This window comes from Achromobacter sp., from assembly GCF_049647645.1.
Classification (GTDB): Bacteria; Pseudomonadota; Gammaproteobacteria; order Burkholderiales; family Burkholderiaceae_B; genus Achromobacter.
The window spans coordinates 35,154-60,985 of the sequence record NZ_JBARYB010000305.1; the positions used below are offsets into that span (position 1 = coordinate 35,154).

26 protein-coding genes are annotated in these 25,832 nt (G+C 65.9%); 12 read left to right on the top strand and 14 right to left on the bottom strand.

Annotated elements, in window-relative coordinates:
- Nucleotides 1-81: 81 nt before the first annotated feature.
- Nucleotides 82-1,194 carry a porin gene (locus WBB14_RS34285; RefSeq protein ID WP_424243695.1) on the bottom strand — a complete coding sequence of 371 codons (1,113 nt, stop codon included), beginning with the start codon at nucleotides 1,192-1,194 and terminating at the stop codon, nucleotides 82-84.
- 436 nt (nucleotides 1,195-1,630) lie between these two features.
- Entirely contained in the window at nucleotides 1,631-2,014 is a 384-nt protein-coding gene (locus WBB14_RS34290) for a DUF4148 domain-containing protein (protein WP_424243696.1), read from the bottom strand.
- A gap of 383 nt (nucleotides 2,015-2,397) precedes the next feature.
- Between WBB14_RS34290 and WBB14_RS34295 the strand changes: the two genes are divergently transcribed.
- A complete protein-coding gene (locus WBB14_RS34295) occupies nucleotides 2,398-3,288 on the top strand; it encodes a LysR family transcriptional regulator (protein ID WP_013396712.1) in 891 nt (296 codons plus the stop codon).
- 3 nt (nucleotides 3,289-3,291) lie between these two features.
- Here WBB14_RS34295 and WBB14_RS34300 read toward each other — a convergent pair whose 3' ends face one another.
- From WBB14_RS34300 to purT, 8 genes are all read right to left on the bottom strand, one after another.
- Nucleotides 3,292-3,846: an adenine phosphoribosyltransferase gene (locus tag WBB14_RS34300; RefSeq protein WP_332013335.1), complete on the bottom strand. Its 555-nt coding sequence runs from the start codon at nucleotides 3,844-3,846 to the stop codon at nucleotides 3,292-3,294.
- A gap of 54 nt (nucleotides 3,847-3,900) precedes the next feature.
- Complete coding sequence (gene cydC / locus WBB14_RS34305; RefSeq protein ID WP_424243697.1) at nucleotides 3,901-5,604, bottom strand: thiol reductant ABC exporter subunit CydC; 1,704 nt, start codon at nucleotides 5,602-5,604, stop codon at nucleotides 3,901-3,903.
- Nucleotides 5,601-7,403, bottom strand: a complete 1,803-nt coding sequence (gene cydD, locus WBB14_RS34310) for a thiol reductant ABC exporter subunit CydD (RefSeq protein ID WP_424243698.1) — start codon at nucleotides 7,401-7,403, stop codon at nucleotides 5,601-5,603. Before cydD ends, cydC begins: the two co-directional genes overlap by 4 nt.
- Nucleotides 7,400-7,525, bottom strand: a complete 126-nt coding sequence (cydX, locus tag WBB14_RS34315; protein WP_424243699.1) for a cytochrome bd-I oxidase subunit CydX — start codon at nucleotides 7,523-7,525, stop codon at nucleotides 7,400-7,402. Before cydX ends, cydD begins: the two co-directional genes overlap by 4 nt.
- Nucleotides 7,526-7,541: 16 nt before the next feature.
- Nucleotides 7,542-8,696 (bottom strand): cytochrome d ubiquinol oxidase subunit II, encoded by a 1,155-nt coding sequence (gene cydB / locus WBB14_RS34320; protein ID WP_424243700.1) that lies wholly within the window; start codon nucleotides 8,694-8,696, stop codon nucleotides 7,542-7,544.
- Between the two features lie 13 nt (nucleotides 8,697-8,709).
- Nucleotides 8,710-10,284, bottom strand: a complete 1,575-nt coding sequence (locus WBB14_RS34325) for a cytochrome ubiquinol oxidase subunit I (protein ID WP_424243701.1) — start codon at nucleotides 10,282-10,284, stop codon at nucleotides 8,710-8,712.
- 127 nt (nucleotides 10,285-10,411) lie between these two features.
- Nucleotides 10,412-10,957 (bottom strand): GbsR/MarR family transcriptional regulator, encoded by a 546-nt coding sequence (locus tag WBB14_RS34330; protein ID WP_424243702.1) that lies wholly within the window; start codon nucleotides 10,955-10,957, stop codon nucleotides 10,412-10,414.
- A 246-nt stretch (nucleotides 10,958-11,203) separates the two neighbouring features.
- A complete protein-coding gene (gene purT / locus WBB14_RS34335) occupies nucleotides 11,204-12,421 on the bottom strand; it encodes a formate-dependent phosphoribosylglycinamide formyltransferase (protein WP_424243703.1) in 1,218 nt (405 codons plus the stop codon).
- Between the two features lie 103 nt (nucleotides 12,422-12,524).
- Here purT and WBB14_RS34340 point away from each other — a divergent pair, with 103 nt between their 5' ends.
- From WBB14_RS34340 to WBB14_RS34380, 9 genes are all read left to right on the top strand, one after another.
- The gene (locus WBB14_RS34340; protein WP_424243704.1) at nucleotides 12,525-13,514 is read left to right on the top strand and encodes a KpsF/GutQ family sugar-phosphate isomerase; all 990 of its coding nucleotides are present in this window, start codon (nucleotides 12,525-12,527) and stop codon (nucleotides 13,512-13,514) included.
- Nucleotides 13,511-14,119: a KdsC family phosphatase gene (locus WBB14_RS34345; RefSeq protein ID WP_424243705.1), complete on the top strand. Its 609-nt coding sequence runs from the start codon at nucleotides 13,511-13,513 to the stop codon at nucleotides 14,117-14,119. The genes WBB14_RS34340 and WBB14_RS34345 overlap by 4 nt, the downstream gene beginning before the upstream one ends.
- 37 nt (nucleotides 14,120-14,156) lie before the next feature.
- Nucleotides 14,157-14,789 (top strand): LPS export ABC transporter periplasmic protein LptC, encoded by a 633-nt coding sequence (gene lptC / locus WBB14_RS34350; RefSeq protein ID WP_424243706.1) that lies wholly within the window; start codon nucleotides 14,157-14,159, stop codon nucleotides 14,787-14,789.
- On the top strand, nucleotides 14,786-15,415 hold the full coding sequence (gene lptA / locus WBB14_RS34355; RefSeq protein ID WP_424243707.1) for a lipopolysaccharide transport periplasmic protein LptA: 630 nt from the start codon (nucleotides 14,786-14,788) through the stop codon (nucleotides 15,413-15,415). Before lptC ends, lptA begins: the two co-directional genes overlap by 4 nt.
- A gap of 32 nt (nucleotides 15,416-15,447) precedes the next feature.
- On the top strand, nucleotides 15,448-16,242 hold the full coding sequence (lptB, locus tag WBB14_RS34360) for an LPS export ABC transporter ATP-binding protein (protein ID WP_424243708.1): 795 nt from the start codon (nucleotides 15,448-15,450) through the stop codon (nucleotides 16,240-16,242).
- Between the two features lie 222 nt (nucleotides 16,243-16,464).
- Entirely contained in the window at nucleotides 16,465-16,803 is a 339-nt protein-coding gene (gene hpf / locus WBB14_RS34365) for a ribosome hibernation-promoting factor, HPF/YfiA family (RefSeq protein WP_013396726.1), read from the top strand.
- A 349-nt stretch (nucleotides 16,804-17,152) separates the two neighbouring features.
- A complete protein-coding gene (locus tag WBB14_RS34370) occupies nucleotides 17,153-17,608 on the top strand; it encodes a PTS sugar transporter subunit IIA (protein WP_006389881.1) in 456 nt (151 codons plus the stop codon).
- A gap of 21 nt (nucleotides 17,609-17,629) precedes the next feature.
- Entirely contained in the window at nucleotides 17,630-18,556 is a 927-nt protein-coding gene (gene hprK, locus WBB14_RS34375) for an HPr(Ser) kinase/phosphatase (RefSeq protein WP_013396727.1), read from the top strand.
- 22 nt (nucleotides 18,557-18,578) lie between these two features.
- Nucleotides 18,579-20,012 (top strand): PLP-dependent aminotransferase family protein, encoded by a 1,434-nt coding sequence (locus WBB14_RS34380; protein WP_424243709.1) that lies wholly within the window; start codon nucleotides 18,579-18,581, stop codon nucleotides 20,010-20,012.
- Nucleotides 20,013-20,048: 36 nt separating this feature from the next.
- On the opposite strand, the gene WBB14_RS34385 is transcribed toward WBB14_RS34380, so the two are convergent.
- Nucleotides 20,049-21,332: a c-type cytochrome gene (locus WBB14_RS34385; RefSeq protein ID WP_424243710.1), complete on the bottom strand. Its 1,284-nt coding sequence runs from the start codon at nucleotides 21,330-21,332 to the stop codon at nucleotides 20,049-20,051.
- 12 nt (nucleotides 21,333-21,344) lie between these two features.
- Nucleotides 21,345-22,097, bottom strand: a complete 753-nt coding sequence (locus WBB14_RS34390; RefSeq protein WP_424243711.1) for a c-type cytochrome — start codon at nucleotides 22,095-22,097, stop codon at nucleotides 21,345-21,347.
- A 184-nt stretch (nucleotides 22,098-22,281) separates the two neighbouring features.
- On the opposite strand from WBB14_RS34390, the gene rapZ reads away from it, so the two are divergent.
- Both rapZ and WBB14_RS34400 read left to right on the top strand, forming a co-directional pair.
- Nucleotides 22,282-23,154 carry an RNase adapter RapZ gene (gene rapZ, locus WBB14_RS34395; RefSeq protein ID WP_424243717.1) on the top strand — a complete coding sequence of 291 codons (873 nt, stop codon included), beginning with the start codon at nucleotides 22,282-22,284 and terminating at the stop codon, nucleotides 23,152-23,154.
- Complete coding sequence (locus tag WBB14_RS34400) at nucleotides 23,151-24,113, top strand: septal ring lytic transglycosylase RlpA family protein (protein WP_424243712.1); 963 nt, start codon at nucleotides 23,151-23,153, stop codon at nucleotides 24,111-24,113. Before rapZ ends, WBB14_RS34400 begins: the two co-directional genes overlap by 4 nt.
- Nucleotides 24,114-24,161: 48 nt before the next feature.
- Here WBB14_RS34400 and WBB14_RS34405 read toward each other — a convergent pair whose 3' ends face one another.
- Both WBB14_RS34405 and rsmI read right to left on the bottom strand, forming a co-directional pair.
- Nucleotides 24,162-24,746, bottom strand: a complete 585-nt coding sequence (locus WBB14_RS34405; RefSeq protein ID WP_424243713.1) for a methylated-DNA--[protein]-cysteine S-methyltransferase — start codon at nucleotides 24,744-24,746, stop codon at nucleotides 24,162-24,164.
- Nucleotides 24,747-24,749: 3 nt separating this feature from the next.
- Nucleotides 24,750-25,685: a 16S rRNA (cytidine(1402)-2'-O)-methyltransferase gene (gene rsmI, locus WBB14_RS34410; RefSeq protein ID WP_424243714.1), complete on the bottom strand. Its 936-nt coding sequence runs from the start codon at nucleotides 25,683-25,685 to the stop codon at nucleotides 24,750-24,752.
- Nucleotides 25,686-25,832: the final 147 nt, after the last annotated feature.

Below are 25,832 nucleotides of genomic sequence, written 5' to 3' on the forward strand. Positions count from 1 at the left end.
CAGTCGCGGGGGTTCGCTGTCACTCGGCGGCCCACGGAGATGAGCCGCGCATTCAGCAAGGTCTGCCGGACGTCCTATCGCTTAGAAACGGTGACGCACGCCGACGGCGACAGCCGTGTCGGTCGCATCGCGCTGGAATGCGTAGTTGTCGCCATAGGAGGCGTACGCGTACAGGTTGGTGCGCTTGGTGAAGTCGTAGGTGTAGCCCAGGCTGTAGACGTTGAACGTCGCGTCGTCGCCCGTCAGCTTGTCGTTGCTGGCGGTAGCGCGCTGCCACGAACCGAAGACCGCGTGGCGGCCCAGCGGCACGGTGGCGCCGATCATGTACGAATTGGCGCGGAAGCCGTCGGCCAGCTTGAACGTGCCAAGGTTCTGCATGCCGTCGGGCGTGGTGCCCATGTTCTGACCCACGAACCAGCCATCGCGCGTCTGGCCAAACGCAGCCGCCACCTTCACGACTTCGAAGTCATACGAACCGCCCAGGATGTATTCCTGGATGCGGCCCTCGGACTTGCCGCCGGTTTGATTGTTGGAAGGGTTGAAGCGGTCGTACGACGCGGCCAGGTTCAGGGGGCCGTTGACGTACTGCACGCCGGCGGTCAGCACGCGGTTGTTGTTGCCGGTTGCGAAACCAGTCTGCGAGGTGTCGCTGACCGTGTCATCGGCGCTGAACGAGTAGCCGATGCCCGCCTTGAAGCCGCCCATGCTGGGGGTTTGGTACAGGACCATGTTGTCCAGGCGCATCGTGTTGGCGCTGCCGAACGTGGTACCCATGTTGGCGGTGTTGTAGCTGATCGAGAACGGATCGATCGAGCCGAAGTACTTGGAAGCCAGGTTGGTCTGGCGGCCGAATTCCAGGCGGCCCCAGGAATCGCTGTCCAGGCCCACGGTAGCTTGGCGGCCGAACAGGCGGCCGTTTTGCAGCGACTTGCCGTTCATGGGGCCGAAACCGCCTTCCAGGGTGAACACGGCGCGCAGGCCGTCGCCCAAGTCTTCAGTGCCGCGCAGGCCGAAACGCGAGCCGCTGCTCACACCCTGAACGCCGCCGAAGCGGCTTTGCGAATTGCCGCCGAACTTCACTTTCTCGTAGCCAACACCGGCGTCGATCAAGCCGTACAGCGTCACGGAGTCTGCGGCTTGCGCAACGCTGGCAAAGCCAGCCAGCAGCGCGACAGCCAATAGCGTCTTCTTCATATAAGTCCCCAAAATGGCGAGATGAAAGGCAAACCGCAAACCCCCCGCACACAGGGGCGGGAATCTGCGTGCCGCTGCGAACAAGTTAGCGGCGCATGCACTGAAGCCAGTGTCCAGCCTGCGCCAATTCGAAGTAACCCGGATTTCGAAGAACTACTTTCCATGGTTGGGATAATGCCGGGCCTATTACCAACTTCTCTCTTTGGAAACCTGCGCTAACGTGTTGATATCAAATGCGAATTAAGGCTCGCAAAATATCGGACGGGCCAGGGATATTCTCCTGCCGCGCTTGAAAGACCAACAAGTGTTGTTGCTTGGCCCGCACAATTCTGATGCGGAAACGCGACACTATCTCCTGCTGGATTCCTGACAATCCGGGCTTGCCCCGAAAAAAAACCCCTCTGCGACGGGAGGGGTTTTTTGCGGTCCGACGTGCTTACTTGCCGCGGGGCGGATAGTCCAGTTCACCAAAGGTGTACTCGCCGCGGGCCTTGGCATCGGCCAGTTCCTGGCGGACTTGTTCGCGGGTCTTGCCGGCGGTTTGCGACACGGCGGCCTTGGGCGGATAGTCCAATTCAGCCGAGGTTACCTGGCCGGCGGCCTTGGCGCTTTGCAGTTCCTGCTGGACTTGTTCACGCGACAGGCTGGTGCGTTCGACGGCGGCAGGCGGGTAGTCCAGTTCACCAAACGTGACCTGGCCGGCGGCCTTGGCGGCTTGCAGTTCCTGTTGGACCTGTTCACGCGTCTTGCCATCGGCGTGAGCGGCGGACATACCCACCAACGTTGCGGTAACCATGAGTGCGGTAGCTAGGGCTTTCATTGCGATGACTCCATCCTAAACCTTGCACATCGTCTTCTGCCAGGCTGGCAGGTGCGATATGACAATTTGATTGCTGGGACGAAGTATCTGGCGATTGGATGTTAGTAAAAACCCTTATTTTGGGGAACATATTTGCACAGATGGGACAATTAGAGGTCGCCATCCTCAGAATCTGCGCATTTTCTGCACACTACAAGACGCGATCGCGCAACGGCAAGCCTTGCCAGCATTCAGCCGCAAGCAAGCTGGGTAACGGAAGATGTGCACTTGACCTGGTAGATGCACCGTTCAGCGCAGGGAAATAGACATTTCTACTGGCGGGACAATGATTCCATTTATCATACAAATCTGCCAGAAATGGAATTTTGAACTTCGAGGGTCCCATGGATATCCAGCTTAACGACATCGCTCTGTTTGTCGAAGTCGCCAAGCGCAAGAACTTCAGCCACGCCGCCGAAGCCTTGAATATTCCGACATCCACGCTCTCGCGCCGCGTCAGTGAACTGGAGCGCAGCATCGGCATGCGCCTGCTCAACCGCAGCACGCGCAAGATCGACCTGACCGAGGCCGGCGCCATCTATTTCGAGCGCTGCCGGCATATCGTGGAGGAAGCGCGCATCGCGCACGACCAACTGCTGGACATGGCGGTACAGCCCAAGGGACGCCTGCGCATCTCGTTGCCCACCAGCCTGGCGCAACTGTTCCTGCCCGCCGTCATCAGCGAATTCCGCGAACAGCATCCGGACATCGAATGCGACTTCGATCTGAGCATGCGTCCGATCGACCCCATCAGCAATCCGTTCGACCTGATCCTGCGCTTCGGCCAGCAGCCGGACTCCAGCCTCATCTCGCGCAAGATCGTGCTGATGGCCCACCAGCTATATGCCTCGCCCGAGTATCTGGCTCGCCACGGCGAGCCCCGCGTACCCGCGGATCTCAGCCACCACGAATGCCTGCGTCCCACCATGCGCGAGGAGTCATCCTTCTGGATGCTGCATTCGGGCGACAAGGTTGAACGCGTGCAGGTGTCGGGGCGCCTGTCGGCCAACAACGTCGGCATGCTCGGGCGGCTGGCTGGACAAGGCCTGGGCATCACGCCGCTGCTGGTCTTCGACGCGATGGAACGCGCCATCAAGCAGGCGGGCCTGGTGCGGGTGCTGCCGGAGTGGAGCCTGACTCCCCTGCCGCTCTTTGCCCTGCTGCCTTCGCGCATGCTGCCGGCCAAGACCAAGGCGTTCCTGGACTTCATCCAGCCGCGCCTTTCGGACGCGTAAATCCTACGCGGTGGCGTCAGTGCCGTATTGACAGACGGTATAGAGCGGCGTGCCGGTGGCGGCGACCTTCGCGGAGCCGCCCAGATCGGGCAGGTCGATGATGGCTGCCGCCTCGACCACATTGGCGCCCAGGCGCTGCAGCAGCTTGATGGCGGCCAGCATGGTGCCGCCCGTGGCGATCAGGTCGTCCACCAGCAGGACGCGCTGGCCGGTGCGCACGGAATCCGTGTGCATTTCGACTGAGGCGTTACCGTACTCCAGCGAGTATTCCTCGGCCACGGTGCGGAATGGCAGCTTGCCCTTCTTGCGCACCGGCACGAAACCCAGGTTGAGCTCGTAAGCCAGCACGCTGCCCACGATGAAGCCGCGCGCGTCCACGCCGGCCACCAGATCCAGGCGCTGGCGCATGTAGCGGTAGACGAAGAGATCGATAAGCACCCGGAACGCGCGCGGATCCTGCAGCACGGGCGTGATGTCGCGAAATATGACGCCGGGTTGGGGCCAGTCTGGAACGCTGCGGATGGTGCGCCGGATGTACTCGGCGTTGTCGGTCTGCATGGAAGACGGCCCTGAAGAATTGAAGCAAGGCGAACTATAACCTCGCAACCGCGCTTAAGCCAGGATTGCCGTCCCCGATGACAATTCACATTCCTGTAGCCGGCCGCCTTGCAAGACATAGCGGCGATCGACCGCCCCGGGCGGCAAGGCCGCGTGGGTGGCAAGCACCACGGCACGCCCGCCCACGGCGCCTGCCAGGTCGCTGAAGAATGCCGTTTCTGCCTCGCCATCCAGCCCTGCGGTCGGTTCGTCCAGCACGATAACCGCGGCGGGTGACAGCAGCGCCCGCGCCAGGCACAGGCGGCGCGCCTGCCCGGCCGACAGCAGCGAACCTGTCTCGCCCGCCCAGGTATCCAAGCCATCGGGCAGGCTGCGCACGAAATCGCCCAGCCGCGCAGCATCCAGCGCGCGCCACAAGGCGGCGTCATCCGCGTCGGGATCGCCGATGAGCAGGTTGGTGCGCAAGGTCCCCAGGAATACTGGAGCGTCCTGCGACAGCAACGCGATGCGCCGGTGCCAATCGGCTTGCGCACAGGCGCGCGCATCGCAGCCGCCGAAACGCACCTGTCCCGCCTGCGGATCTTCCAGGCGCAAGAACAGGTGCAACAAGGTCGACTTGCCCGCGCCGCTCGGCCCCACGATGGCGATCCGCTCACCGGGCGCGACACGCAGGCTGACGCCGTCCAGCACCAGCGGGCTGGCGTCAGCCCCTCGGGCCGGATAGGCAAAGCGCACGCCATCCAGCTCCAGGGCGCCGCTGTCGGGCAAGGCGCGAGGCGCGGACGGATCCTGCATGTCCGGCTCGCATTGCGTGACTTCGCGGATGCGCGCCGCCGCCGAGATGGCCGAGCCCATGCGCGACGCCCCGCGCATGATGGGACCGGCCACTTCGAAGACTCCTATGACCGCCAGCAACAATCCGGCGAGCACGGGACCTTCTATCCGCCCCGCTTCCAGCGTATCCAGGCCAAACCAGAGCAAGGCCAGCACCGAAGCGCCAGCGGCGGCCTGCAAGAAGAACTGTCCCCTTGCGGCCACCCGCGCCTGGCTGCGGCGCGCCAACGCGTTGGCCTCGCACAGGCGCTCGAAATGCGCAGCCGTCTGCGCCTGCGCATGCAGGGCCACCATGTCCGCATGGCCGTCCACTGCGTCCAGCGTCGCGGCGCGCAATCCCGCCGCGCTTTCCTGAGCCGCCACGCCCGGCTTGCGCGCCGCGCGCAACAGCCACAAGGGCACCAGCACGCAGGCAACCAGCAAGGCCAACGCCAGGGCCAACGCTGCGGCGGGCACCCAAAGCCCCAGCACCGCCGTCAGCACCGCCCCCGCCAGGACGGCGGTGGTCAGGGGCGCCAGCACGAAAAGGAAGACCGTATCGAGCGCGTCGACATCGCCCGTCATGCGCGCCACCAGGTCGCCGTCGCGGTAACGCGCCAACTGCCTCGGGGTGAGCCGGATCAGCGCCGAGAACACTTTCTCGCGCAGGTCTGCCAGCAGGCGCAGCGTGGCGGAATGGCCAACCACCCGGTCAGCGTAGCGCGCCACGATGCGCAGGAACGACAGCCCGCGCACCAGCGCCGACGGCGCAAACAGATTGAATGCGCCACCCGCCCCCGCCAGCGCCGCGCCGGTCAGGAACCAGCCCGACACGCCCAAGAGGCCCACGCCCGCAGCCACGGTGGCCAGTGCGCAGAATAATGCGAGCAAAAGCCCGCTTTTACGGCGCGCATACAGCGGCAGGAGCAACAACAGGTTCTTCATGCGTCTTCCACTTTTCCGCCCGCCACACGCAAGGTCCGGCCCAGCCGGGCCGCCACCGTGGGCGCATGCGTCGCCAGCAGCAAGGTGCGGCCGGCGGCGAATTCCAGGATCTCGTCCAGCACGCGCGCCTGCGTGGCCTCGTCCAGATGCGCCGTGGGTTCATCCAGCAGGATCAGCCCTGGATCGCGCAGGAACAGGCGCGCCAGCGCGACGCGCTGCGCCTGCCCGCCGGACAGGCCATGCCCACGGCCGCCCAATGGCGTCGCCAACCCTTGCGGCAAGGCCTCGCTGAACTCCAGCACACAGGCGCGGCGCGCGGCGGCCTGCACCTCTGCGTCGGTAGCGTCGGGGCGGCCCAGGCGGATGTTGTCGGCGATGGAGCCGGTCAGCAGTTGTGGCTTTTGTCCGATCAGCGCCACGCGCTGGCGCAGCGCCGCCTCGTCCCATTCGGGCAGAGGCACGCCGTCGATGCGGATGTCCCCCTGGAACGGACGCAGGCGCGCAATCGCCTCGACCAGCGTGGATTTGCCGATGCCGCTGGGTCCCATCAGCGCGGCATGCTCGCCTGGCGCCAGCGTCAGTACGGCGTCCGACAGCACCATCCGGCTGCGACCTGGCGCATCCAGGCTCAAACCCGCGATCGCAAGGGCAGCCCCTGCGCCACCGCGCTCGGGAACAGGCCCGCGGGCAGCCCCGTCACGTCCTGAAGCGCCAGGGCCTGACGCGCCATCGTCCGAGGCAACTGCGGACGAGGTATCTCCCTCTTGCGGCAAGCCATCGAACAGCACGGAGATCTGCGTGACCGCCGCCAGCGCGGCCGCGCGGTCGTGATAGTGCGCCGCGAACTGGCGCAGCGGCGCGTAAACCTCCGGCGCCATCAGCAGACAGAACAATCCCGCCTGCAAGGTCAGCGGCGACCAGCGCAAGTCCAGGAATCCCAGATAGGTCAATCCGATATAGACCGCCACCCCCGCCACGCCCAGCGCCGCGAAGAACTCCAGCACCGCCGACGAAAGAAAGGCAATGCGCAGCACCGACATCGTGCGCTGGCGCAGCGCGTCGCTGGCCGCCACGACGGAAGCGGCTTCGGCCTCGGCGCGGCCGTATAGCTTCAGAGTGGACAGGCCGCGCAGCCGGTCGGCGAAAAAGCCCGACAAGCGGGCGAAGGCGCGCAGGTGCCTGCGGCTGGCGCCCTGGGCGCCCCAGCCCACCAGCGCCATGAACAGCGGAATCAGCGGCGCAGTGATCAGCAGCACCAGCCCGGCGATCACGTCCATCGGCAACAGCACGACGGAAAAAGCGACCGGCAGCATGGCGGCCGCAGCCGTGGCGGGCAGGTACTTGGCGAAAAATCCATCCAGGGCCTCGACCTGGTCCACCACCGCGCTGGCCAGCTCCCCGGACGCCTGGCCCCGGCTCCAGTACGGTCCCTTCTGCACAAGACGCTTGAATAGCGCTTGGCGCACGTGGCGCTTGATGCGCTCGGCGGCATCCGCACCCGCGCGCTCGCCGGCCCAGGTGATGCAGGCCCGCAGCAGCATCAGTCCGGCAATGCTCAGGATGTCGCCCAGCAGCTCCTGCCGGGGCGCCTGCCTGACGATGGCCGCGTCGAGCACGCTGGCCAGCAACCAGGCCTGCACGACCAGCAAGGCGCCGCTCACCAGGGGCGCGGCGCCCGCCAGCATCAGCGGCAGCCTGGCCGCCTTGGCAAGCGCCATCAACCACCGCGACTGCGCGCGCGGCGGTTTGTTCAGGGTTGCCGAAGGATCGTGCTCGAGGCTGCTAGTGCCGCCGCTCACTCGACGTTGCGGCTGGCGCGCGGGTCATGCGTATGCCCCTCGCGCAGCTCGAACCACATTGCATTGAGGATGGCGAAGGCGCACGCCAAGCCCAGACCGAGTATCCACGAGAAATACCACATGGTGGAGGCTCCTATTTCAGTATGAGTTGGGCGTGTCGCCCACCGATTCGTGGGTGACCTTGCCGCGCATGACGCGGTACACCCAGGAGGTGTAGACCGTGATGAGCGGCAGGAAGATGGCGACCGCGATCACCATGATCCACAACGTCAAGTGACTGGACGAACCGTCCCAGATGGTCAGGCCGGCCTGCGGCTTCGTCGACGAAGGCATGATGAACGGGAACAGCGAAAAGCCCACCGTCAGAATCACGCCGGCGATCGAGATCGCGGATGCCAGGAACGACAGCACATTGGCGCGCACGGTCAGCAGCAGCGCCACCAGCAAGGCGCCGCCCACCCCCAGCGCGGGCGCGATCCACATCAGCGGCCATTTCGCGTAATTGGCCATCCAGGCGCCGTTCTGCACCGTCACGGTCTTGAGCATCGGATCCGACGGACCAGCCATGTCCACCGCACTGGTGATGACATGGCCGGGAATGCCGCCCGCCACCCAGAAGCCGCCCGCCGCGAACAGCGCCGCGGTCAGCAAGGCGCACAGCCTGCCCCAGTTGCGGGCCCGCGACGAGATCGGGTCTTCCGTGCGCCAGGCCAGCAGCACGGCGCCATGCATGGCCAGCATCACCACGCTAAGCACGCCAGCCAAGAGCGCGAACGGCATGAATAGCTGGTAGAAATGCCCTTCATAGATCGGACGCAGGGTCACGGGATCGAAGGTGAACGGCACGCCCAGGATGATGTTGCCCATGGCCACGCCGAACACCAGCGAAGCCACTACGCCGGAGAAACAGAGCACGCCGTCCCAGCGGTTGCGCCAGCTCGTGCCTTCCATCTTGCTGCGGTACTTGAAACCGACAGGCCGCAGGATCAGCGCGATCAGCGCCAGCATCATCGCCAGGTAGAAGCCGGAGAACGAGGCCGCGTACAACAAGGGCCAGGCGGCGAAAATGGCGCCGCCCGCCGTGATGAGCCAGACCTGGTTGCCTTCCCAGACCGGCCCCACCACGTTGATCACCACCCGGCGCTCGATGTCGGTCTTGGCGACCACGGGCAGCAGCGCGGCCACGCCCAGGTCGAAGCCATCCATGACGGCAAAGCCGATGAGCAGGGCGCCCAGCAGCACCCACCAGACCACGCGCAGCGTGCCGTAGTCGAAAGGAATAAGAGTATCCATCGCTGTCTCTCCCTCAGGCCCGCACGGCGGCGCGCACAGGATCGGCGGCGGCAGTGCCGGGCGCCGGCCCATCGGATTTCGGTCCCGCCTTCACGGCGTGCAGCATCACCTTCACGCCGATGATCAGCAGCACCGTGTACAGCACCAGGAATATCGTCAGGCTGATGGCCAGGTCGACGATGGTCAGGCCCGAAGCCGCGTAGTAAGTCGGCAGCACGCCTTCGATCACCCAGGGCTGGCGGCCATATTCGGCCACGAACCAGCCGCTTTCAATGGCCACCCAGGGCAGCGGCAAACTCCACAGCGCCACCTTGAGCAGGCCGCGCCGGCTGTCCAGCCGCCCGCGCGAGGCCAGCCAGAACGCCACGCCGAAGAACAGGATCAGGTACATGCCCACCGCCACCATGATGCGGAACGCCCAGAACAGCGGCGCGACGTTGGGCACGGTATCGACTGCGGCCTTCTTGATGTCGTCTTCGGTGACCTTGCTCATGTCAGGCTGGTAGCGCTTGACCAGCAGCGCATAGCCCAGGTCGGGCCAGGTCTTGTCGAAGACCATGCGCGCCTCCACGTCCTTGGGATTGGCGCGGATCTTCTGCAGCGCCTCATAGGCCACCATGCCGTCGCGGATGCGGTTTTCGGCGCGCCGGATCAGATCGTCGATGCCCAGCAGCGGCGTGGTGAGCGAACGCGTGCCGATGATGCCCATGACGTAGGGGATCTCGATCGCGAAGTCATTCTTGCGCTCGGCCTGGTTGGGAATGGCGATCAGGTTGAAGGACGCGGGGGCCGGCTCGGTGTGCCACATGGACTCGATGGCCGCGATCTTCATCTTCTGGTGTTCGGTGGTGAGGTAGCCGCTTTCGTCCCCCAGCACCACGACCGACAGCGCCGAGGCCAGGCCGAAGCTGGCGGCGACCGCCATCGAGCGCTTGGCCAAGTCGATATGGCGGCCCTTCAGCAGGTACCAGGCGCTGATCGACATGACGAACATGGCGCCGGCGACATAACCTGCGCTGACCGTGTGCACGAATTTGGCCTGCGCCACCGGGTTGAAGATCACCGCGGCGAAGTCGGTCATCTCCATGCGCATGGTGTCGGGGTTGAAGATCGAGCCCACCGGATTCTGCATCCAGCCGTTGGCGATCAGGATCCACAGCGCCGAGAAGTTGGTGCCGAATGCCACCAGCCAGGTCACCACCAGGTGGCTGACCTTGGACATGCGGTTCCAGCCGAAGAAGAACAGGCCGACGAAGGTGGCTTCCAGGAAGAAGGCCATCAGCCCTTCGAGCGCCAGCGGCGCGCCGAAGATGTCGCCCACGTAATGGCTGTAGTAGGACCAGTTCATGCCGAACTGGAATTCCATCACGACGCCCGTGGCGACGCCCAATGCGAAGTTGATGCCGAAGAGCGTGCCCCAGAACATGGTCATCCGCTTCCAGATGGGGCGGCCGGTCATGACGTACACGCTTTCCATGATGGCCAGGATGAACGACAGGCCGAGCGTGAGGGGGACGAAGAGGAAGTGGTAAAGCGCGGTCGCGGCAAACTGGAATCGCGACAGATTTACGACGTCGAGATCAATCATTGGGTCGCTCCCAAGCAGTTGAGGTGCCGCGGCAACCGGCATGGTTCCCAGGCCGTCTCTCGCGCCATGTTACGAGCGTTGCATACAACTTCATAGAGGTTTCCTGAAAAATCGGGGCGGATCACGGTCAGCCCTTGCCCCGCAATTTGCCGGCGAAACCCAGCACCTTCTGCACTTTCGAACCGAGCTTCATCAGGTTCTGCAGGGTTTCTGGCGGCAGACGTTGAACCTCATCGAACCATCCGGTGGACAGTTCGATGAGCTCCAGCATTTCGTTCATGCGTTGTTGCGCGTAGGCCTCATCGGGACCCGCAGGGCGTTCCAGCAAGGTGTCCCGCAGCAGGGTGAGCGTGGGATCGACTTCGCGCTTGCGCTTTTCTTCCATCAGGATGCGGAAGATCTCCCAGACGTCCTTGGGAGTTTCGAAATAGTCGCGGCGGTCACCGACCTGATGGATGAGCTTGACCAAGCGCCAGGACTGCAGCTCCTTCAGGCCCAGGCTGACGTTGGAGCGCGAAAAGCCGAGCGCCTCGGCGATGTCGTCGGCATTCAACGGCTGGGGCGACAGGAACAACAGGGCGTAGATCTGGCCGACCGTGCGGTTCACGCCCCACCGGCTGCCCATTTCACCGAAATGCAGGACGAAACGTTCGTTTTGTGGGGACAGAGCCATGGATCGAGCTACACCGGCAGAGTCAGGACCGTGGCCCTGGAAGATAAAAACAGTTACACCGTTTTCAGAACTTTCTGAAATTATCGAACAAACCATGCGAAAGCGCAAACCACACAGGGCGCAGGGGCATGGGCGCAAGACTTCGCATCGCAGCGGCGGCAGCCAAGCTCCCGGATTGCCGCGCCCAAACGAAAGCGGCCACCAGCGCGTGGGCTGGTGGCCGCTTGAAAAGGGGAAAAAGAGCGGTCAGCCGGCCTTGACGGACACCGCCGCCGACACCCGCTTGGCCTTGGCCCGAGCCGCCGCCACGTCCCCGGCCACGGCCAGGCCCACGCCCATGCGGCGCTTGACGAAGGATTCGGGCTTGCCGAAGAGGCGGATATCGGTACCGGGCTCGGCCAGCGCTTCGGCCACGTTGTGGAACGAGACCGCGGCGGCCTCGACGCCGCCATAGATGACGCTGCTGGCGCCAGGCTGGCGCAGGCTGGTGTCCACAGGCAGCCCCAAGAGCGCCCGAGCGTGCAGTTCGAATTCGTTCTGGACCTGCGTGATCATGGTGACCATGCCGGTGTCGTGCGGGCGCGGGCTGACTTCCGAGAACCAGACCTGGTCGCCGGCCACGAACAATTCCACGCCGAAAATGCCCAGGCCGCCCAGGTTGGACGTGACCGCCAGCGCGATTTCCCGGGAGCGCTCCAGCGCGGCGGGAGACATCGGGTGCGGTTGCCAGCTTTCCACGTAGTCGCCGTCAACCTGCTTGTGGCCGATGGGTTCGCAGTAGCGGGTTTCGACTTGGCCGTTGGCGCCGCGGGCGCGCACGGTCAGCAGGGTGATTTCATAGTCGAAGCGGATGAAGCCTTCGACGATGGCGCGCCCGCCGCCCACCCGGCCGCCCTCCTGGGCGTAGCGCCAGGCGGATTCGACGTCGTCGACGCTCTTGATCACGGACTGGCCCTTGCCCGAGGAGGACATGACCGGCTTGATGACGCAGGGGTAGCCGATGCCGCCGTCGATGGCGGCGCGCAGTTCGGCCTCCGTATCGACGAAGCGGTAGGGCGAGGTCGGCAGCCCCAGGGTCTCGGCCGCCAGGCGGCGGATGCCCTCGCGGTTCATGGTCAATTGGGCCGCGCGCGCGGTCGGGGTGACCCTGGCCACGCCCGCCGCCTCCAGTTCCACCAGCAAATTGGTGGCAATGGCTTCGATTTCGGGGACAATAACGTGGGGCCGTTCCTGTTCGATGACCTTACGCAGGGCCTGCGGGTCCGTCATCGAGACCACATGCGCCCGGTGCGCCACCTGGTGGCCCGGAGCGTCGGCATACCGATCCACGGCAATGACTTCCACGCCCAGCCGCTGCAGGGCAATGATGACCTCTTTGCCCAATTCGCCGGACCCGAGCAGCATGACGCGGGTGGCCAGGGGGGACAGGGGCGTGCCAAGAACGGGGCTGGAAATGCTGGACATGGGGCGAGCCTGGAAAAAAGTTGGAAAGCCGTTGAAATGACCCGCCAGCATGCCATACGCCCTTTCCGGGGGCAAACCCGCATACTGATATTAAAATCCACGTATGACTGACCATCCCACAACATCGTCCGAGACCGCGCTGGCATCTGCGCGCAGAACGCTGCAGATTGAATGCCAGGGCCTGATGGACCTGTCGGCCCGGCTGGACGACAGCTTCACGCAGACCGTCGCGATGCTGCTGGCCTGCCGCGGCCGGGTGGTCGTCAGCGGCATCGGCAAGACTGGCCACGTCGCCCGCAAGATCGCGGCGACCCTGGCCTCGACCGGCACGCCGGCCTTTTTCGTGCACGCCGCCGAGGCCGTCCACGGCGACCTGGGCATGATCACCCAGGAAGATGTGCTCATCGCGATTTCCTATTCGGGCTCCGGCCAGGAATTGCTGACGATACTTCCGGTCGCCCGCCGCATGGGCGCCAAGCTCGTCGCCATTACCGGCAATCCGCAGTCCGAACTGGCCAGGCTGGCCGATGTCCACCTGGACGCCAGCGTGGCCCAGGAAGCCTGCCCCCTGAATCTGGCGCCCACGGCCAGCACCACCGCGGCGCTGGCCTTGGGCGATGCCCTGGCCGTCGCCTGCCTGGAAGCGCGCGGCTTCGGCCCGCAGGATTTTGCCCGCTCGCACCCGGGCGGCGCCCTTGGCCGCCGCCTGCTGACCCACGTGCGCGACGTCATGCGCCAAGGCGACGCCCTGCCCATCGTCCAGGCCGGCACCCCGGTCTCGCAGGCGCTCGAGGTCATGTCCGCCAAGGGCATGGGCATGACCGTCGTGACCGACGCGCAGCACCACCCCCTGGGCATCTTTACCGACGGCGACCTGCGCCGCCTGATTGCGCGCCACGGCGATATCCGCAGCCTGGCCGTCGACGCCGGCATGACCCGCTCGCCGCGCAGCATCACTCCCGACGCGCTGGCCGTAGAAGCGGCCCAGCAAATGGACAAACAACGGCTCAACCACATGCTCGTGCTGGACAGCGACGGCGTTCTGCTCGGCGCCCTGCACATGCATGACCTGATGGCCGCCAAAGTGGTATGACTATGACTCTTTCTGTTCCCGTAACGCATCCGGCCGAAGCGCTGGTCCTGGCCCGCATCCCCGCAGGCGTGCGCGAACGCGCCGCCGCCGTGCGTCTGATGGTGTTCGACGTGGATGGCGTGCTGACCGACGGCAGCCTCTATTACGGCGAAAACGGCGAGCTGCAAAAGCGCTTCAACGCGCTGGACGGCCACGGACTGCGCCTGCTGATGGAAGGCGGCCTGAAGGTCGCCCTGATGACCGGACGCTCCGGCCCCATCGTGGCGCGCCGCGCCGCCGAACTGGGCATCGCCGAGGTCATCCAGGGCGTCCGGGACAAGGGCGGCGCCCTGGCCGAACTTGCGCAACGCTCCAGTGTCCAACTGAACCAGACCGGCTACATGGGCGATGACGTTATCGACCTGCCGGCCCTGCAGCGCGCCGGCTTTGCCGCCAGCGTGCCGAACGCGCCGGGTTATGTCAGCCAGGCCGCCCACTGGGTATCCACGCATACCGGCGGCAACGGCGCCGTGCGCGAATGCTGCGACCTGCTGCTGGCGGCCCAGGGACGCCTCGGCGCATTCCTGGCGGCGCCTGGCCTGCTCGGCCCCGGCGCCATCCAATGATTGCCAGGACAACCCATACGCCCTTGCGGCAGACCCGATGAAAGAACGTTTTCCCTCCCTGATCGCGCTGTTCCTGCTGCTGGTGCTGGTCGCCGGCTCGTGGTGGGCGGCGGATTACGCGCAGCGAGCCATCCAGACGGACCCGCCGCGCCGCATCACCCACGAAATGGACGCCTGGTCGCGCGACTTCGTCATGTTGCGCACCGACCCCAACGGCCGCCCCATCAACCGGCTGGAAGGCGAATATGCGGAACATTTCCCCGATGACGACTCCTACCACGTGACCTCGCCGCGCGCGGTGGGCCAGCGCGAAGCCAACCCCGTCACCGTGGCCATCTCGAAGACCGCGGTGATGGAGCAAGGCGGCAAGCGCATCGTCATGAACGGCGACGCCCACGTGCGCCGCCAGCCGGACGCCAACAATGATCTGCTGGACGTGCGCAGCCAGCAGCTGATCATCCTGCCCGACGACGACGTGGTCTACACCGACCTGCCGGCGGAAGTCATCAAGGGCCGTTCGCGCATGAACGGTACGGGTATGCACTACAACAACAAGACGCGCCAACTGCAGGTTTCGGCATCGACCGATGTGGAAATTGCCGGTTCCGAAGGCAAGCAGCAACGCCGGACCGAAATTCCCGCCAACAACACTGACCAGAAAAAACCATGACCGACCTCCGGATTCTCCTTGCCCCGACGACCCGCTTGCTCGGCGCCATCCTGCTGACGGCTTCAGCGCTGGCCCCGGCCCATGCCGCGGATCCGACGCCCAAGGCAGCGACGCCGGCTGAGGAACCCAGCACGCTGATCCTGTCGGATACCCTGCATTACGACGATGTGAAGAAGAAGAGCGTCTTCACGGGCAACGTCAACATGACGCGCGGCCTCATGACCCTGACGTCCGACGTGCTGGAAATGAACGAAGACGCGCAAGGCAACCAGTTCGGCACGGCCACTGCCAACAAGGGCAAGATCGTCACCATCCGCCAGGAACGCCCGGACACCTTCGAACTCATCGAAGGCACCGGCCTGCGCGCCGAGTACGACGGCACCAAGAACACCTTCGACCTGATCGGCCAGGCGGTCGTGACTCGCTATGTCTGTGGAAAACCGTTCGACACGATTCGCGGCGAACGGGTACGCTACAACGAGAAGACCGGCACCTACGAAGCCCAGGGCGGCCCCAACTCCGCCGCAGCCGGCGGCCGGGTCCGTTCGGTGGCTGAACCGCGCGCCAAGTCGGATGCCGCCATCGCCGAATGCCGCAAGCAGCAGGCCGCCAAGAAGGGGCGTTGAACGCCTCCCATGCAACACCACTCGCAGCCACGATGAACCAACCTTCAGTGCCGACTCCGGTAACCTCCGCCCCCTCGGGCGTCAAGCAGGGCAGCCTGCGCGCAACCGGTTTGCGCAAAACCTATAACGGCCGGACCGTGGTGCAGGACGTATCCCTGTCCGTGGTCAGCGGCGAAGTGGTCGGCCTGCTGGGCCCCAACGGCGCCGGCAAGACCACCAGCTTCTACATGATCGTGGGCCTGGTCCCCGCGGACGCGGGCCGCATCGAAATCGACGGCTCCGTCATCACCGCGATGCCGATCCACAAACGCGCACACATGGGCCTGTCGTACCTGCCCCAGGACGCTTCCGTGTTCCGCCGCCTGACGGTGGAACAGAACATCCGTGCCGTGCTGGAACTGCAAACAGGGCCGGATGGACGTCCATTGTCCACGCCCAGGATCAACGAGCAGATGGAATCGCTGCTGGAAGAGCTGCAGATCGGCCACATCCGCAGCAACGCCGCCATTTCCCTGTCGGGCGGCGAACGCCGTCGCGTGGAAATCGCGCGCGCGCTGGCCACCAGCCCGCGCTTCATCCTGCTGGACGAGCCCTTTGCCGGCGTGGACCCCATCGCCGTCATCGAGATCCAGCGCATCGTTCGGTTCCTGAAGGGGCGCGGCATCGGCGTGTTGATCACCGACCACAACGTGCGCGAAACCCTGGGCATCTGCGACCGCGCCTACATCATCAGCGAAGGCAAGGTTCTGACCGACGGTCACCCTGATGAAATCGTGGGCGACCCGGCCGTGCGCCGGGTCTATCTGGGAGAGCATTTCCGCATGTAATGCGGCCCTGGGGAAGACCCCTAGGCACCGCCTGCGCCACGGCGCATGCTCCCTGGGGGCTCAGCCATAAAAATGCCATGAACTTGCGCTAGGTCAGCTTGTTTTATCGGCCCGAGTCTATACACTAGTACTAAACGAACCCGCTCAATCAAGGAGAACGCCTAACGAATCAACCGCGCTTTTCGCGCACCCTTTTTTCCTCTTTTAGAAGGAGAGCACACTATGAACCTGAGCATCTGCGGTCGTCACCTCGACGTCACCCCGGCCATCCGGGAATATGTCATGAACAAACTGGCGCGAGTGCTGCGGCATTTCGATCACGTCATCGATACCCAGGTCATGCTCTCGGTAGAGCCCCTGCGGCATAGAGCCGAAATCACCATGCGTCTAAGCGGTAAGGACATTCATTGTGAAGCAACCGATGAAAACCTCTATGCAGCCATAGACCTTCTTGCTGACAAAGTCGACCGTCAGGTCATCAAGCACAAGGACAAGGTACGAAGTCACACGGCGGAGTCCGTGAAGCGGCAAGCGGCGAATCTCACGCCACCCCAGCAGTAACGCGCTTCATGACCACTCGCACTGCGAGACTAGCTAAACAGCGATTTTAGAAATCCTGCCTAAGTCCCGGTGTCCCGCTAGACGTAACGTCCAGCCGGGGCATCGGCAAACTGCCCTCCCGTAGCCTCCCCCGTCTTTGTCCCCCATTCCCGGTTCCGCCGGCGATTCCGTTTTCCCCCGATTTCCGACGTTTCCCATGGCGCAGCCCTGCCGCCAGGCGCAAGAATGCCCACAATCCGCCGCTATCGGTCTATGCTGTCGCTCTTGCCGCCCCATGATGCGACCGTGCCGGGCACGGCGTCGCAGAGGCCGATTATTGCAGTGCATCATATAACCATATAATGATCCGATGAATCATTTGTCGCGCATCCTACCCGCCGGCAACGTCGTGCTCGATATGCTCGCAACGAGCAAGAAACGTGCGTTCGAACAGGCCGGCCTTCTCTTTGAAAACAACCATGGCCTGGCGCGCGCGCTCGTGTTCGACAGCCTGTTCGCCCGGGAACGCCTGGGCTCCACCGCGCTCGGTCAGGGCGTGGCGGTTCCGCATGGCCGGGTGAAGGGCCTGGAGCAGGCCCTGGCGGCCTTCATCCGCCTGGCCCAGCCCATCACTTTCGATGCGCCGGACGGGCAGCCTGTCTCGATGCTGCTCTGTTTGCTGGTGCCGGAAACGGCCACGCAACAGCACTTGGACATCCTGGCCGAACTGGCGCAGCTCATGTCGAACAAGGCCTTGCGCGAAGCCCTGGCCACAGAGCCCGATCCGGCTGTCGTCCACAAGATGCTGACGACCGGCCAACTCTGAACTCCTCGCGGAAACGCTGCCATGCTCACGGTGCAGGAACTCGTCGACGACAACGCCGACAAAATCCCCTTTAACTGGATTTCCGGCCAAGGGGCCGCGGACCGCGCGATACCCGACGACGGCATGTCGGCCGCGGACCTCGTCGGCCACTTGAACCTGATCCACCCGTCCCGCATCCAGGTGTTCGGGCAGGAAGAGCTGGCGTACTACACCCGCTTCGATCTGCGCCGCCGCATGCACCACATGGACGAGCTGCTGATCGGCGGCGTGCCCGCCATCTTGCTGGCCGACGGCCTGACCCCGCCGCAAGACCTCATCGACCAGTGCGACCAGCATCAGGTGCCGCTGCTTTCCACGCCGGTGGCGGCCGCACAGCTGATCGACCTGCTGCGCATCTACCTGGGCAAGAAGCTGGCGCCCACCACCACCGTACACGGCGTGTTCCTGGACGTGCTGGGACTGGGCGTGCTGATCACCGGCGAATCCGGCCTGGGCAAGAGCGAACTGGCGCTGGAGCTGATCTCACGCGGACACGGCCTGGTGGCCGACGATGCGGTGGAGTTCTCGCGCACCGCGCCCAACATGATCGAAGGCCACTGTCCGCAACTGCTGCAGAACCTGCTGGAAGTGCGCGGCCTGGGCCTGCTCGACATCCGCACCATCTTCGGCGAGACCTCCGTGCGCCGCAAGATGCGCCTCAAGCTCATCGTGCATCTGGTGCGCGCCACCGCGCAGGACAAGTTCGAGCGCCTGCCGCTGCAGGACATCACACAGGACATGCTGGGCCTGCCGGTGCGCAAGGTCATGCTGCAAGTGGCCGCCGGCCGCAATTTGGCAGTGCTTGTAGAGGCTGCCGTGCGCAACACGATACTGAAGCTGCGCGGCATCGACACGCTGGGCGAGTTCATGGAACGCCAGGCGATGGCGATCCTGCAAAGCAGCAAGTAGGCGCGCGGCGTCCGGCGACACCTTGAGCCTGTATGAGAACCTGGCCGCCGAGATCGCCAAGTCGATCCGCGACGGCGTGCTGCGCGCGGGCGACAAGCTGCCCTCCGTGCGGGACGCATGCGCGGCGCGCGGGCTCAGCCCGTCGACAGTATTCCAGGCGTACTACCTGCTGGAAGCGCGCGGCCTGATCCGGGCGCAACCGCGTTCCGGTTATTACGTCAACGCCCCCGCCGCTTCGCTGCCGCCGGAACCCGGCGCCTCCAGCCCCGACGGCGAATCGACGGAACTCGCGATCAGCGAGCGCATCTTCGACATCCTCGGCTCGGTGCGCAACCGCGACGTGACCCCGCTGGGCTCCGCCTTTCCTTCCCCGCTGCTGTTTCCGTTGCCGCGCCTAGCCCAGGCGATGGCCGCGCACCTCAAGCGCCAGGATCCGCTGGACACGGTGGAAGACCTGGCGCCAGGCAATCCCGGGCTGCGCCGCCAGATTGCGCTGCGCTACCTGATCGGCGGCATCAACGTGCCGGCCAGCGACATCGTCGTCACCAATGGTGCGCTGGAAGCGCTGAACCTGTGCCTGCAAGCGGTCACGCAGCCTGGCGACACGGTCATGGTCGAAGCGCCCACCTTCTACGGCGCGCTGCAGGCGCTCGAACGCCAGGGGCTGAAGGCGCTGGAAATACCGACCCATCCGCGCACCGGCATCGACCTGGACGCGATGGAGGCCGCCATCCAGCGCCACGCGCCCAAGGCCTGCTGGCTGATGACACAGTTCCAGAATCCCCTGGGCAGCCTGATGCCGGATGAAAAAAAGCGGCAGCTGGTCCAGCTGCTGGCGCGCCACGGCATTCCGCTGATCGAAGACGATGTGTACGGCGAGCTGTACTTCGGGCCGGTGCGGCCGGTACCCGCCAAGGCCTATGACACGCACGGGTTGGTGCTGCATTGCTCGTCGTTTTCGAAGTGCCTGGCGCCGGGCTACCGCATCGGCTGGGCCAGCGCCGGCCGCTACACGCAACGCGTGCAGCGCCTGAAGCTGTCGTCGACGCTGTCGGCGTCCGGCCCAGCCCAGGGCGCGATCGCCGAGTACCTGGAACAAGGCGGCTATGACCGCCACCTGCGCCGCCTGCGCGAAACGCTGCAGACGCAGCAACAGCGCATGGCCGAGGCGATCGCCCAGGAATTCCCCGCCGGCACGCGCGTGACACGGCCGCAAGGCGGATTCTTCCTGTGGCTGGAGCTGCCGGCCGCCGTCGATGCGCTGGCGCTGCACCGGCAAGCCCTGGCGCGCGGCATCAGCGTGGCGCCGGGCCCGATCTTTTCGGCCAGCGGGCAGTTCGGCAGCGCGCTGCGCCTGAACTATGGGCATCCTTGGGATGCGGCCGCGCAGGCCGCCATCCGCGTGCTGGGCGAGTTGGCGCGCGCGGCCTGCTCGCTGGCCTTGAAGGCGCGCTAGCGCGCCTGTGCAAGGCTTCTTTTAGCGTGAACAGGCCTAGTTCAGCGTCGACGCGGCGCGCGCCCGCTTGACCTCCAGCGGCGTCACGCCGCCCGCCTCGTTGCCCCAGCTATTGCGGATGTATGTCACCAGCATGGCGATATCGCTGTCATTGAGCAGTTGCCCGAACGGCGGCATGCCATGGGGCCGCGGGTTCGCTGCCGTGGCCGGGGCGTAGCCGCCGTCCAGCACCATGCGGATGGCATTGACGGGCGACGGCGCCGTCACGGTCGGATTGCCGGCCAGTGCGGGCCATGCCGTGCCGCTGCCTTCGCCTCCCGGCTGATGGCATTGCGCGCATTGCTGGCGGTAGATCTTGCCACCCAGCTCCATGGCCGCCGGCGCGACAGCCGCGCGCGAGCGCTCCGTCGAGGCCGGCGTGGCCGGCAGGGTCTTGATGTAGACGCCTATGGCCAGCGCGTCCGCGTCGGTCAGGTGCTGCGTACTGCCCAGCACCACTTCGGCCATGGGTCCGCTGGCGCTGGAATGCTTCGAAACACCGGTCTTGAGCAAGGCCGCGATGTCCTCGGCCGACCAGCGCCCCATGCCGGTTTCCATGTCGTTGGTCAACGGCGGCGCATACCAGTCCAGCACCGGGATCACGCCGCCGGCCAATGGGTCCGCCGCACGCAGCCCCCCCAGGCTGTTGCGCGGCGTATGGCAGGCGGCGCAATGCCCCAGCCCTTCAACCAGGTAACGGCCACGATTCCACTGCACCGACTGGCCCGCATCGGCTTCCTGCACGCCCGGTTTGAAGTACAGCGCGCGCCAGCCGGCCAGCAGCGTCCGCTGGTCGTAGGGGAATTCCATCTCGGCGGGCCGGCTGGGCTGGTTCACCGGCGCCACAGTGCGCAGATAGGCGTACAGCGCATCGGAATCGGCGCGGGTCACGCGCGTGTATTCGGTGTAGGGGAAGGCGGGATACAGCAGCGTGCCGTCGCGCGACTTGCCGTTGTGCAACGCCTGCCAGAAATCATCGCCCGTCCACGCGCCTATGCCAGTCTGCTCGTCGGGAGTGATGTTCGGGCCGTACACCGTGCCGAATGGCGTGGGGATGGGCGTGCCGCCGGCCAGCGCCTTGCCGCCCCGGCTGGTGTGGCAGGCCATGCAATTGCCAGCCAGGGCCAGATAACGCCCGCGCTCGACCAGCGTCGCGGCGTCGGCCGCGGCTGCGACTGGCCCGGTGCTGGCGTCGTCGCGCGTACCCAGCCAATAGAGACCGCCCACGGCGGCGACCACGAGCAGCAACAGAACAGACAGGACTTTCTTCATGAGCGACATCCGGCCCTCTCCTTACCGTTGCGCCTGGCTGCCGCATTCCGCGGGCAGGCGTATCGAACCCGCGGCTTCAGGCGCGTAGGGTTCCACCACGGGCTGCGAGGACAGCCACGCGGCCAGCGCGCCTATGTCCTCGGGAGTGAGCTTGTTGGAGATGTCGGCCATGCAGTCCGGCTCGGCCGCGCGGCGCAAGCCATTCTTCCAGCTGCCGATCTGCGCACCGATGTAGTCGCGCGGCAAACCCAGCAAGCCAGGGATGGCGGGCAGCACGCCGCCCAGGGCGGCGCCATGACAGGCCGCACAGGCAGGCAGGCCGCGCGCCGCGTCGCCGCTCAAGGCCAGCTTGCGCCCGGCCTCCAGCGTGGCGACGGAGACCTCGGCGCGCGTCGGCGCCGGATACGGCACGTGCTGGGTGGAGAAATACGCGGCCATTTCGCGCAGGTAATTGTCAGGCAGCCCAGTCAGCAGGTGCGTCATGGGCCGGTACTGGCGCCGGTCATCGCGGAAGTTGAGCAACTGGTGGTACAGGTATTCCTGCGGCTTGCCGGCCAGGCGCGGATAGTAGCCATCGGCGCCGGCCCGGCCCTGCGCGCCATGACAGGCCGTACAGGCGGCGACACGGGCGTCCATGGTGTCCGGGCGCAGGCTTTCCTGCGGTGCTGGCTGGGCCTGCGCGCGCGCCATCATGAAGACGGCTGCGGCCCCTAGCAGGGAAATTGCCCAAAAACGCGGCAGTGAAACACTACGAAAGGAAATGAAGGCTAACATCTAGGTCGAATTCCATTCCCCCGAAACGCATGACGGCGGGGCGCGTATGTGAATCTGTCGAGTATCCGGCCCCAAGCTTACGCTAAGGGGGCCGAACCGGTACAGGCGCAGATTGGCAGTTTACGGCCGTATCAGATGTCATCCCGCCGGCATCGTCCTCGAAAAGCGTGCCACAATCATGTCCATGTTGAAAGTCGTCCTCGTCACCGGCATCTCAGGCTCAGGCAAGTCCGTCGCCCTGCGCATGCTCGAGGACGCGAGCTATACCTGCGTCGACAACCTGCCTGTAAGGTTCCTGACCGAGTTCATCGCCAACGCCCGGGATGACGGCATGGAGCGCGTCGCGGTCGCCATCGACGTGCGCTCGCCCGGCGAATTGGCCGAACTGCCCGATGTGGTTACCGCGCTGCGCGCCATGGGCACCAGCCTGCGGGTGGTGTTCCTGGATGCAAGCACGGAAACGCTGGTGCAGCGCTATTCCGAATCCCGCCGCCGCCACCCGCTGACTGACCGCCTGCAACACGGCGGCAAGACGCCGACCCTGACCGAGTGCATCGCGCTGGAACGCGAACTGCTCGCGCCGCTGCGCGAGCAGGAACACGTCATCGACACCTCGGACCTGACGCCGGGCCAGCTGCGTGTGTGGATCCGCGACCTGATCAAGGCCGACCGCGCGCCGCTGGTGCTGACCTTCGAGTCCTTCGCCTACAAGCGCGGCGTGCCGCGCGACGCGGATCTGGTGTTCGACGTGCGCTGCTTGCCCAATCCCTACTACGACCGCGACTTGCGGCCGCTGACCGGCCGCGACGAGCCCGTCGCCGCGTGGCTGGCGGGCTTCGATCTGGTGGGACAGATGATCGACGACATCACCGGTTTCCTGAACCGCTGGCTGCCGCAATACACGCAAGACACCCGCAATTACCTCACGGTCGCCATCGGTTGCACCGGCGGCCAGCACCGTTCGGTGTATGTGGTCGAACAGCTGGCGCTGCGCTTTGCCGACCACGACCCGCTGCTGGTGCGCCACCGCACCCAACTGCCTGACGAATCCGCATGACCCTGTCCCGCCCGACCCGCCTGTTCATGATGCTGCTGCTGGCCATTGCCGTGGCGGGCTGCTCCTCCACCGGCGGACGCAAGAAGGGCGGCGGATACTACAAGGACGACGGGCCGGACGCGAACCCGCCGTCGAACCTGGACCAGGTGCCCGACGCGGTGCCCAGGATCGAACCCTACGCCAGCGGCGCGAACCGGCCGTATGTGGTGTTTGGCCAGCGTTATGTGCCGGACACCAGCGGCCAACCGTACAAAAAGCGCGGCACCGCCTCGTGGTACGGCAAGAAGTTCCACGGCAATTCCACGTCCATCGGCGAGTCCTACGACATGTACGCCATGACGGCCGCCCACACCACGCTGCCGCTGCCCAGCTACGCCCGCGTCACCAGCATGGTCAACGGCAAGACGATCATCGTGCGGGTGAATGACCGCGGACCGTTCCACAGCGACCGCATCATGGACCTGTCCTATGTCGCGGCACACAAGCTGGGCATCATCGGGCCCGGCAGCGGCCAGGTGATCGTGGAAGCCATACCGCAGGACGAGATCCGGCGGCTGGCCTCGCAGGGCGCGCCCGCCACGGCCGAACCCGAACCCGCATCGGCGACGGGATCCTCGCCGGTGTTGGCGCCGGTAGCCGCCGTCCCCGTGGCACTGGCGGCCGAACCCCTGCCAGGGCCCGCGCCCGGCTCTGCCCCGGTGCGCCAACCCGCGGCGGGCGGCATCGGCAGCGTTTATCTGCAGGTGGGCGCGTTCAGCCAATCCGCCAACGCGCAGTCGCTGGTCAGCCGCATCAACACGCAGTTGGGCGCCGAAGGCGCGCCGCCCGCGTCGGTCGAACAGTCGAACAACCTCTACCGGGTCAAGATCGGCCCCTACCCCGACCGCCAGAGCGCTTTGAACGCCGTGCCGCTGGTGTCGGACCGCATCGGCATCTTGCCCAGCATCGCCTCGCAGTAAGGCCAACCCTGGAGTAGTACGCCTGGCCCGCGGGCCAGGCCTGCCCGCCTACCAGGGCAGTTCCGCCTGCCCGTCGCAAACCCGGCGCGCGCTCGCGCTGCGGCTGCGGTAGAAATTGCCTTCGTGCGCCAGCAAGGCCTGCTTGCGCGGCAGTCCGCCGCCGAAGCCGGTCAGCGAAGTGTCCGCGCCGATGATCCGGTGGCACGGAATGATGATGCTGATCGGATTGCGTCCGACCGCCCCGCCGACCGCCTGGGCGCCCTTGGGCCGCCCCACGGTACGCGCCAGGTTGCCGTAGCTCGTCAGCACGCCGAACTCCAGGTCGCACAAGGCATGCCAGACCTGGTGCTGAAAGGTGGTGCCGACGGGATCCAGCGGCACCTCGAAGACGCGGCGCTGGCCGCCGAACCATTCATCCAGTTCGCGGCGCGCCTGCTCCAGGATGGGATCCGAGTCCGTGAGAATCCAGCCATCTGCCGCAGGCAACAGTTCCTGGTCGGTGAACCAGGCGCCGCGCAGGCCCTTGGGGCTGGCGACCAGGCGCATGTCGCCCAGCGGCGTGGGGATATCGCGGTAGACCAGGCGTTCGTCGGGATCCGCGGGCTTGTTGGACACGATTGTGGAATACACCATGCCTTACTCCGCCGATTTCTTGCGGGCCAGGGCCCGGTTGTACAGCGCGTCCCGCGGCAGCCCCGAAACCTTGGCCGCCACGCGCGCCGCGTCGCGCAGCGACAGGGACTCCAGCAAGGCGTCCAGCAGCGCATCGGCGCGCGGGTCGGCGTCTTCATCCACCTCCTGCGCGGCAGGCGCGTGCGCAATCAGCACGAATTCGCCCTGCTCGCGGTGAGCGTCCGCAGCCAGCCAGGCCGCGCCCTCGCCCATCGGGAAGGTGGCGATCTCTTCGAAGCGCTTGGTCAGTTCGCGCGCCACGGTCAGCAGGCGGTCCGGGCCGCATACTTCCAGCAGGTCGGCCAGCGTGGCCGCGAGCCGGTGGGGCGATTCGAACATCACCACGGGTGCGGGCAAGGCGCACCAGGTGCGCAGCCAGCGCTGGCGCGCCACCGCCTTGGGTGGCGGAAAACCCGCGAAGGCATAGCCCGGATTTTCGTCGGTGGTGACGCCGCTGCCCATCAGCGCGGCGATGACCGCGCTGGGCCCCGGCACCGGCACCACGCCAAAGCCGGCCTCGCGCACGGCACGCACAATGCGCGCGCCAGGATCGCTGACGGCGGGCGCGCCCGCATCGGACACCAGCGCCACGCGCTGGCCTTGCGCCAGGCGTTCACAAATGGTCTGCGCAGCGGCGGCTTCATTGTGGCGGTGGGCGGCCATGAGCGGCGTGCCCACGCCCCATGCGTCCAGCAGCGCGCGGCTGGCCCGCGTGTCTTCCGCAGCGATCACGTCGGCCCGCTGCAAGGCGTGCCAGGCGCGCAGCCCCAGGTCGCCCAGGTTGCCGATCGGCGTGGCCACGACATACAGCGTCGCAGCGGGCCAATGCTGCCCCGCCACGCGTTCTGCAACGCGGGACCAGGCATCTCCGGCAGGGGGAGGTGAGACATTTTGATTCATTGCAGCCTACTGACACGGGAAACCATGTCAGTGTAGCCGCCTATGCCCCGCCACCCCTGGAGCGTTCATGACGGATGACACTTTGCGACTGGCCTGCGAACTGGCCCTGGCGGCCCGCCGCCGCGCCGCCAGGCGCCGGCGCGGATC